This is a genomic window from Corallococcus terminator (assembly GCF_003611635.1).
GTDB lineage: Bacteria > Myxococcota > Myxococcia > Myxococcales > Myxococcaceae > Corallococcus > Corallococcus terminator.
In genome coordinates, this window is the sequence record NZ_RAVZ01000105.1 from 20726 (window position 1) to 28163 (window position 7438).

Sequence of the window (7438 nt, forward strand, 5' to 3'; positions counted from 1 at the left end):
AGGAACCGCCCCCGTGCCCTCCGCACCTTCCGCGCACCGGCTGGGGGACATCGCCGCCCACGTGCGCGGTGAACTCCTCGGCGACCCCGGACTGCTCGTCCACGGCCTGAACGGGCTGGAGGAAGCAGCCTCCGGGGACGTGTCGTTCTACGGCAACCCCCGCTACCGCAAGCAGTTCGAGGCGACCCGCGCCTCGGCGGTGCTGGTGGGGATGGACACCCAGGCCCGCGACGGCGTGGCGCTGGTGCGGGTGCACAACCCGCATCTGGCCTACGCGAAGCTCCTGGCCCTGTTCCACCCGGCCACCCGACCGGAAGCGGGCATCCACCCGTCCGCCCACGTCCATCCATCCGCCGTCATCCACCCGGAGGCGACGGTGCGCGCTGGCGCGGTGGTGGAGAAGGGCGCCCATGTCGGGGCCCGCTCGGTGCTGCACCCTGGCGCCTACGTGGGCGAGGACGCGCGCGTGGGCGACGACTGCGTGCTCTACCCCCACGCCACGGTGCGCGAGCGCTGCGTGGTGGGCTCGCGCGTCATCCTCCACGCCTCGTCGGTGGTGGGCGCGGATGGTTTCGGCTTCGCGTTCAACGCGGAAGGCGAGGACGGGCCGGAGCACTTCAAGATTCCCCAGGTGGGCATCGTCCGCATCGAGGACGACGTCGAAGTGGGGGCCTGCACCTGCATCGATCGCGCGACGGTGGGCGAAACGGTGGTGGGGCGGGGGACGAAGCTCGACAATCTCGTGCAGATCGCCCACAACGTGCGCGTGGGTCCGCTGTCGCTCATCTGCGCGCAGGCGGGCGTGTCGGGTTCGGCGGAGGTGGGCACCGGCGTGGTGCTCGCGGGGCAGGTGGGCGTGGTGGGCCACATCCGCGTGGGAGACCTGGCCAAGGTGGGCGCGCAGTCCGGCGTCGCCCATGACGTCGCGGACGGGCAGATTGTCAGCGGCAGTCCCGCCATCCCCCACCGCGACTGGCTGCGCGCCAGTGCCGCGTCGGGGCAGATGGCGGATCTGCTCAAGGAAGTGCGCGCCCTGCGCCGCAGGGTGGAGACGCTGGAGAAGGAGAAGGGCGGATGATGGACATCAGCGAGATCCAGAGCCTGCTGCCGCACCGCTATCCGTTCCTCCTGGTGGACCGGGTGGTGGAGATCGTGCCGGGCCAGAAGCTCACGGCGTACAAGAACGTCACCATCAACGAGCCCTTCTTCAACGGCCACTTCCCGGGCCACCCCGTCATGCCGGGCGTGCTGATTCTCGAAGCGCTCGCCCAGGCCACGGCCATCCTTGCGTACAAGACGGAAGCGATGGATCCCTCGCGGCTGGTGACGTACCTGATGGGCGTGGACAACGCGCGCTTCCGCAAGCCGGTGGTGCCCGGCGACCGGCTCCAGTTGGACATCGAGGTCATCCGTCACAAGGGCGCCATCTGGAAGACCAAGGGCCTGGCGACGGTGGATGGTGTGAAGGTGGCGGAAGGGGAGTTCCTCGCCACGGTGGTGGACAAGAACAAGGCCGCCAAGGGCGACGAGAGCGCGGCGTCGTAGGCGCGACGCGCTGCTGAGGAGAGAAGCACATGGCGCAGGTTCATCCCACCGCGGTCGTCCATCCGGGGGCCCGCCTCCACGACACCGTCGTCGTGGGGCCGTTCTCGGTCATTGGTGAGCACGTCGTCATCGGCGCGGGCTCGCGCATCGGGCCGCATGTCGTCATCGAGGGGCGCACGACGCTCGGTGAGCGCAACCACCTCTTCCAGTTCTGTTCGGTGGGCGCGGCGCCCCAGGACTTGAAGTACGCGGGCGAGGACACCGAGCTCATCATCGGCGACGACAACCAGATCCGTGAGTTCGTCACGGTCAACCTGGGCACGGTCAGCGGAGGCGGGGCCACGCGCCTGGGCCACCGAAACCTGCTGCTCGCCAACAGCCACATCGCGCACGACTGCGAAGTGGGCAACGAGGTCCTCCTCGCCAACGGCGCCGCGCTCGCGGGCCACGTGGTGGTGGAGGACTCGGTGAAGATCTCCGGCCTCGTCGCGGTGCACCAGTTCACCCGGCTGGGCCGCTACGCGTTCATCTCCGGCGGCTCCATGGTCACCATGGACGTGCCCCCGTACTGCACGGTGCAGGGCGACCGGGCCACGCTCGTGGGCCTGAACACCGTGGGCCTGGAGCGCGGCGGCTTCACCGAGGAGCAGATTGGCCGTGTGAAGGAGGCCTACCGCATCCTCTTCCGCTCCAAGCTGGGGCTCCAGGACGCGCTCACGCAGCTGCGCGGCGAACTGTCCGGCCATCCGGAAGTGGATCACCTGGTGAAGTTCGTGGAGCAGAGCAAGCGCGGCGTGACGCGCTAGGCGCACGCCCTTCTCGGGACGGAACAAGGGGGAACGGGTGGAGCGCATCGGGCTCATCGCGGGCAACGGCCAGCTTCCCTTCCTCTTCGCGCGCGCGGCCCGTGCGCGCGGCCTGGACGTGGTGGTGGCCGCGCACCGGGGAGAGACGGACCCGGCGCTCGAAGCGGAGGTGGGCCACTTCTCCTGGGTGCGGGTCGGCCAGGTGGACCGCATCCAGAAGGTCTTCCGTCAGGCAGGCGTCACGCAGGCGGCCATGGCGGGCGGCATCGGCCGCGTGAAGGCCCTCAAGGAAGCCCGGCCGGACCTGGGCGCGGTGCGCATCATCTCGCGCCTGCGCAGCTTCCGGGACGACGCGCTCCTGCGTGCGGTGGCCGCGGACTTCGAGGCGCGCGGCATCACCATCATCGCGCCCACGGACTTCCTGGGCGAAGTGCTGTGCCCGGAGGGCCTGCTGGCCGGCCCCGCGCTCAAGCCCGCCCAGGAGAAGGACGTGGCCCTGGGCCGCGAGGTGGCGGTGCTGCTGGGGCAGGCGGACGTGGGCCAGACGGTGGTGGTTCGCGACGGCCACGTGCTCGCGCTGGAGGCCGTGGAGGGCACCGACGAGACCATCCGCCGGGGCGCGAAGCTGGGAGGCGCGGGCGCCGTGGTGGTGAAGCGCTGCAAGCCGGAGCAGGACCTGCGCTTCGACTTGCCCGCCGTGGGCCCTCGCACCCTGGAGGTCATGGACGAAGTCGGGGCCCGGGTGCTGGCGCTGGAGGTAGGGCGGACGGTGCTGTTGGACGCACCCGCGCTCTTCGCGGGGGCCACCGCGCGGGGCATCTCCCTGGTGGGCGTGAAGTAGGTCCTCCGTCTCCACGGCAGGGTGTTCACGCATTGCGGTGGTTCGGGTGGGGGCGTTGGGCCTAGCGTTCGGGAATCCGTCCCCCCGGGCTGGAGTTGGCTTCCCACCTCCCCCCGCGACGCCGAGGCCGACGCCGCCCATGTCCGTTCGACTCCTACCTTCCGTGGCCCTGTTGTCGGCGCTGGTCGGCCTGCCGTTGCCCGCGTTCGCGGACGCCATCCGGGTGTCCCTGGAGGGCCGCGCGTCCCTGAGCGAGGGCGTCCCCACGTTGCTCGTGCACATCGAGGAGCCCATCACCGGCTTCGAGGTGAAGCTCAAGCGCAGCGACGGCAAGGCGGTGGAGCTCAAGGGCGGTGGCAAGCCGGGCGTCACCCGGCGACTGGCACTGGAGCAGCCGGAAGGGAAGTTCCACTACGAGGGTGAGCTCACGGTGCAGTTCCCGCAAGGCGCGGAGCCCGGCACCATGCCGCTGTCCTTCGACACGGAGCTGTACGGCCCGCTGAAGCTGGAGATTCGCCGCGAGGACGTGGACGTGGCCGCGCGCAAGGTGCGCTTCACGCTGTCCCGGCCCGCGGCGAAGACAGAAGTCACGGTGTTGATGGACACCGGCAAGAACGCCTTCGCGGGCGACGTGGACTTCAAGGGAGCGCCCGCGGGCACGCCGCTGGAGGTGAAGTGGCTGCCGGCGGAGGGCAAGGTGATGCGCATCAGCCTGCGCGCCTTCGACACCTCCAACTACTACACGGGCGTGGACCTCTTCCCCTGGCAGGTGGATGTGCCACACGAGGAAGTGGGCTTTGCCTCGGGCCGCTCGGACATCCCCCCAGCGGAGAAGGGCAAGCTGGAGTCGTCCTACAAAGCCGTCTCCGAAGCGTTGAATAAGTACGGCCGCTGGGCGTCGCTGCGTCTGTACGTGCTCGGGCACACCGACACGGTGGGCGCGACGGACGCCAACCGGGAGCTGTCACTCAAGCGGGCGAAGAGCATCGCCGCCTGGTTCCGGCAGCGCGGTCTGAAGGTGCCGGTGTTCTACGAAGGCTTCGGAGAGCAGGCCCCGGCGGTGTCCACGCCGGACGAGACGGCGGAGGCGGGCAACCGTCGCGCCGAGTACATCATCGCGGTGGAGGATCCGGCGTTGGCGAACGCTCCCTTCACCCCTCGCTGGCGCAAGCCATGAGGTGTCACATGGTGGGTTTCCCTCGCGGCATCCGTTCCCTGCTCGCGGTGGCAGGCCTGGGGCTCGTGGGCGCGGTGGGCTGCGCGAGCACCGTGCCGTACGCGAAGCGCGTGGAGGCGGAGGGTGACAAGTGCACGCTCCTCCAGGCGCTGATGCGGCAGCCCGCACCGGCCCAGGCCGTCCAGAAGTTCGTCGCGGAGGGCAAGGAGGCGAAGGCTCCCGTCGTCGTCTACGTGCGCCGTCCGGAGGAGGCCACGCTGGAGCGCTTCTTCACCGGGGACGCGCAGTGCGCGGACGACTCGTTCAAGGTCGTGCAGGAGAACGTGGTGGACGCGGTGGTGGTGTACCTGCAGGAGGTGCAGGGCGGCTACGCGTACGACGCGCAGCGCTCCAGCCCGGAGCACCTCACCATGGACGGCCGTCCCCAGGGCACCGTGCGCAAGGACGGCACGGTGTGGGTGGCGGGCGCGGACGTTATTTGAGGAGGTCCTTCGCCCCGTCGGCGATGAACTGCACGGCGATGGCGGCGAGGATGAGCCCTGACACGCGCTCCAGGATGGCCACGCCGGACTGACGCAGCACCCGCTGCACCAGGCTGGACGCGCGGAGGATGAAGTAGCTCGCCCCGAAGGTGAGCACCACGGCGGCCACCACCGGCAGCGCGGACACGAAGGAGGTCCCGCTGCGCGCCATCAGCACCATGGCGGTGGCGATGGCGCCCGGTCCCGCGAGCAGGGGAATCGCCAGCGGGACGATGGCCACGTCCTCCTTCACCGCGCCCTCCTCCTCCTCGGTGGGGCTGGTGCGTGTGGAAGACGGCCGGGCGCGCAGCATGTCCAGCGAGGTGATCAGCAGCAGGATGCCGCCCGCGACGCGGAAGGCGCCCAGCGACACCGCGAACACCTGGAAGATGACGCGGCCGAAGAGGGCGAAGAACAGCATCAGGCCGCACGCCACCAGACAGGCGCGCAGGGCGGTGCTGCGGATCTGCTGCTTCGTGTCTCCGGCCGTCATCGCCAGGAACAGCGGCACGACGCCAATGGGGTCCACCACGAAGAAGATGGCGGACAGCGACACGAGGAACGTGGACACCATGCTGGACGTCGTCATGGCGTCAGACGGTGAAGCGCAGCTTCCACACCATGCCCAGCGCTTCCGCGAAGATCTTCTTGTTCATCTTCGAGTGCCCCACGCGGCGGTCCTCGAACACGATGGGTACCTCGCGCACGGTGAAGCCCTTGCGCAGGGTGCGGTAGGTCAGCTCAATCTGGAACGCGTACCCGGTGCTGCGCACCTCGTCCAGGTTGAGCGTCTCCAGCACGCGGCGGTGGAAGCACTTGAAGCCGCCGGTGAGGTCGCGCACGTCCACGCCCAGGATGCTGCGCGCGTACAGCGAACCGCCCCGGCTGATGATCTTCCGGCCCACGCCCCAGTTCACCGTGCCGCCGCCCTGCACGTAGCGCGAGCCCAGCACCAGGTCCGCGCCGCCCTCGGCGGTGTCCAGGAAGAGGGGCAGGTAGGACGGGTCGTGGCTGAAGTCCGCGTCCATCTCCAGGATGTACGTGTAGCCCTCGGCGAGCGCCCACCGGAAGGCGGCCAGGTACGCACGGCCCAGGCCCTCCTTCTTCTCGCGGTGGAGCACGCGCACGCGCGGGTCCTTCGCGGCCAGCTCGTCGGCGATCTGCCCCGTCCCGTCGGGCGAGTTGTCGTCGACGACGAGGATGTCCACGCGGGGATCGGCCGCCAGCACCGCCTGGGTGATGGGCCCGATGTTTTCCCGCTCGTTGTAGGTGGGGATGCAGACCAGCGCACGGTTCTTCATGGCCCGGCGGACATACCCCAAACCCGGCGCCGGAACAGCAGAAGCGGCGAGGGTATCGTCCCTTACCCGTTCCCGGCGGCGGAGCCCGGGGGCAGCAGCTCCAGGACCGTCTGGGCCGCCCGGTGGGCCGCCCCCACTTCTCCCAGGCGCCCGCGCACCTCGGCCAGCCCCTGGACCATCGCGTCGCGGGGGGCGCCGGGCAGCCAGACGCGCCGGACCTCCTCGGAAATCCTCTCCGGGGTCATGTCCCCCTGGAGCAGCTCCGGGACGACGCGCCGGCCCGCCAGCAGGTTGATGAGCGACACGAAGGCCACCTTCAGCATCATCCGGCCCACGAGGTACGTCACCAGCGACACGCGGTAGACGACCACCAGGGGCCGCTCCATCAGCCCCGCCTCCAGCACCGCCGTGCCGGACGCCACCACCGCGGCGTCACTGGCCCCCACCACCTCCGGGGCCCGGCCGTCCACCAGCACGGGCGTCACGCCGCTGCCCTCGAAGCGGGAGGTGATCTCCTCCTTCGCGATGGTGGGCGCCACCGGCACCACCACCTGGAGTCCGGGTCGCTCCGCCGAAAGCAGCTTCGCCGCGGCGACGAGGGTGGGCAGGATGCGGCGGATCTCACTCATCCGGCTGCCCGGAAGCAGCGCGAGCGTGGGGGCGTCCAACGCCAGGCCCAGCCGCTGCCGGAACTCCCGGGCGGTGGCGGCGGCAGGCATCTGCTCCAGGACGGGGCTGCCCACGTAGCGGGCGCTGACGCCGGCCTCCCGGTAGAAGTCCTCCTCGAAGGGCAGGATGCAGAGCATCCGGTCCACCAGGCGCTGGATGGTGCGCACGCGGCCCCGGCGCCAGGCCCAGATCATCGGGGAGACGTAGTAGGCCACCGGGATGCCCAGGGCCTTGAGCTTCTTGGCCAGGCGCAGGTTGAAGTCTGGGATGTCCACCAGGATGGCGCAGACGGGGCGGCGCTCGGCGGCGGCCTGGGCCAGGTCCTTCATGATCCGCAGGATGCGGGGGATGCGGGGCAGCACCTCGGTGATGCCCATGACGGACACCTCCCGGGCGTCGTGGATGAGCTCCACCCCCCGTGCGGCCAGTCGGGCGCCACCCATGCCGAAGAAGGTGAGGTCCGGGCGCAGGGCCTGGAGGGCGGCGACGAGCTCCGCGGCGTGGGTGTCGCCGGAGGCCTCACCGGCCACGACGAGGATGCGGGGGGAGGGCGGCTGCGTCATGGGCGGCAAGAGGCC

Annotated in this window: 9 protein-coding genes; 6 read left to right on the plus strand and 3 right to left on the minus strand. The window is 70.4% G+C overall.

Features of this window, described 5'->3' with window-relative positions:
• Positions 1 to 13 precede the first annotated feature (13 nt).
• The 6 genes from lpxD (at position 14) to D7V88_RS16920 (ending at position 4851) form a co-directional block, all read left to right on the plus strand.
• Positions 14 to 1078: a UDP-3-O-(3-hydroxymyristoyl)glucosamine N-acyltransferase gene (lpxD, locus tag D7V88_RS16895; protein ID WP_120541673.1), complete on the plus strand. Its 1065-nt coding sequence runs from the start codon at positions 14 to 16 to the stop codon at positions 1076 to 1078.
• Positions 1078 to 1545, plus strand: coding sequence for a 3-hydroxyacyl-ACP dehydratase FabZ (gene fabZ, locus D7V88_RS16900; RefSeq protein WP_120541681.1), 468 nt, complete (start codon positions 1078 to 1080; stop codon positions 1543 to 1545). The genes lpxD and fabZ overlap by 1 nt, the downstream gene beginning before the upstream one ends.
• 29 nt (positions 1546 to 1574) lie before the next feature.
• Positions 1575 to 2351, plus strand: a complete 777-nt coding sequence (gene lpxA / locus D7V88_RS16905; protein WP_120541674.1) for an acyl-ACP--UDP-N-acetylglucosamine O-acyltransferase — start codon at positions 1575 to 1577, stop codon at positions 2349 to 2351.
• A 37-nt stretch (positions 2352 to 2388) separates the two neighbouring features.
• Complete coding sequence (locus D7V88_RS16910; protein WP_120541675.1) at positions 2389 to 3192, plus strand: LpxI family protein; 804 nt, start codon at positions 2389 to 2391, stop codon at positions 3190 to 3192.
• Between the two features lie 139 nt (positions 3193 to 3331).
• Positions 3332 to 4369 (plus strand): OmpA family protein, encoded by a 1038-nt coding sequence (locus tag D7V88_RS16915; protein ID WP_120541676.1) that lies wholly within the window; start codon positions 3332 to 3334, stop codon positions 4367 to 4369.
• An 8-nt stretch (positions 4370 to 4377) separates the two neighbouring features.
• Positions 4378 to 4851, plus strand: coding sequence for a hypothetical protein (locus D7V88_RS16920; RefSeq protein ID WP_120541677.1), 474 nt, complete (start codon positions 4378 to 4380; stop codon positions 4849 to 4851).
• Here D7V88_RS16920 and D7V88_RS16925 read toward each other — a convergent pair.
• From D7V88_RS16925 to lpxB, 3 genes are all read right to left on the minus strand, one after another.
• A complete protein-coding gene (locus tag D7V88_RS16925; protein WP_120532524.1) occupies positions 4844 to 5479 on the minus strand; it encodes a MarC family protein in 636 nt (211 codons plus the stop codon). The genes D7V88_RS16920 and D7V88_RS16925 overlap by 8 nt on opposite strands.
• A 4-nt stretch (positions 5480 to 5483) precedes the next feature.
• Positions 5484 to 6191: a polyprenol monophosphomannose synthase gene (locus D7V88_RS16930; protein ID WP_120541678.1), complete on the minus strand. Its 708-nt coding sequence runs from the start codon at positions 6189 to 6191 to the stop codon at positions 5484 to 5486.
• Between the two features lie 62 nt (positions 6192 to 6253).
• The gene (lpxB, locus tag D7V88_RS16935) at positions 6254 to 7423 is read right to left on the minus strand and encodes a lipid-A-disaccharide synthase (protein ID WP_120541679.1); all 1170 of its coding nucleotides are present in this window, start codon (positions 7421 to 7423) and stop codon (positions 6254 to 6256) included.
• Positions 7424 to 7438: the final 15 nt, after the last annotated feature.

Excerpts from the sequence above, each read along its gene's own strand:
- fabZ (WP_120541681.1), top strand. The coding sequence starts at position 1,078 with ATGGACATCAGCGAGATCCAGAGCCTGCTGCCGCACCGCTATCCGTTC.
- lpxA (WP_120541674.1), top strand. The coding sequence starts at position 1,575 with ATGGCGCAGGTTCATCCCACCGCGGTCGTCCATCCGGGGGCCCGCCTC.
- D7V88_RS16915 (WP_120541676.1), top strand. The coding sequence starts at position 3,332 with ATGTCCGTTCGACTCCTACCTTCCGTGGCCCTGTTGTCGGCGCTGGTC.
- D7V88_RS16920 (WP_120541677.1), top strand. The coding sequence starts at position 4,378 with ATGGTGGGTTTCCCTCGCGGCATCCGTTCCCTGCTCGCGGTGGCAGGC.
- D7V88_RS16925 (WP_120532524.1), bottom strand. The coding sequence starts at position 5,479 with ATGACGACGTCCAGCATGGTGTCCACGTTCCTCGTGTCGCTGTCCGCC.
- D7V88_RS16930 (WP_120541678.1), bottom strand. The coding sequence starts at position 6,191 with ATGAAGAACCGTGCGCTGGTCTGCATCCCCACCTACAACGAGCGGGAA.
- lpxB (WP_120541679.1), bottom strand. The coding sequence starts at position 7,423 with ATGACGCAGCCGCCCTCCCCCCGCATCCTCGTCGTGGCCGGTGAGGCC.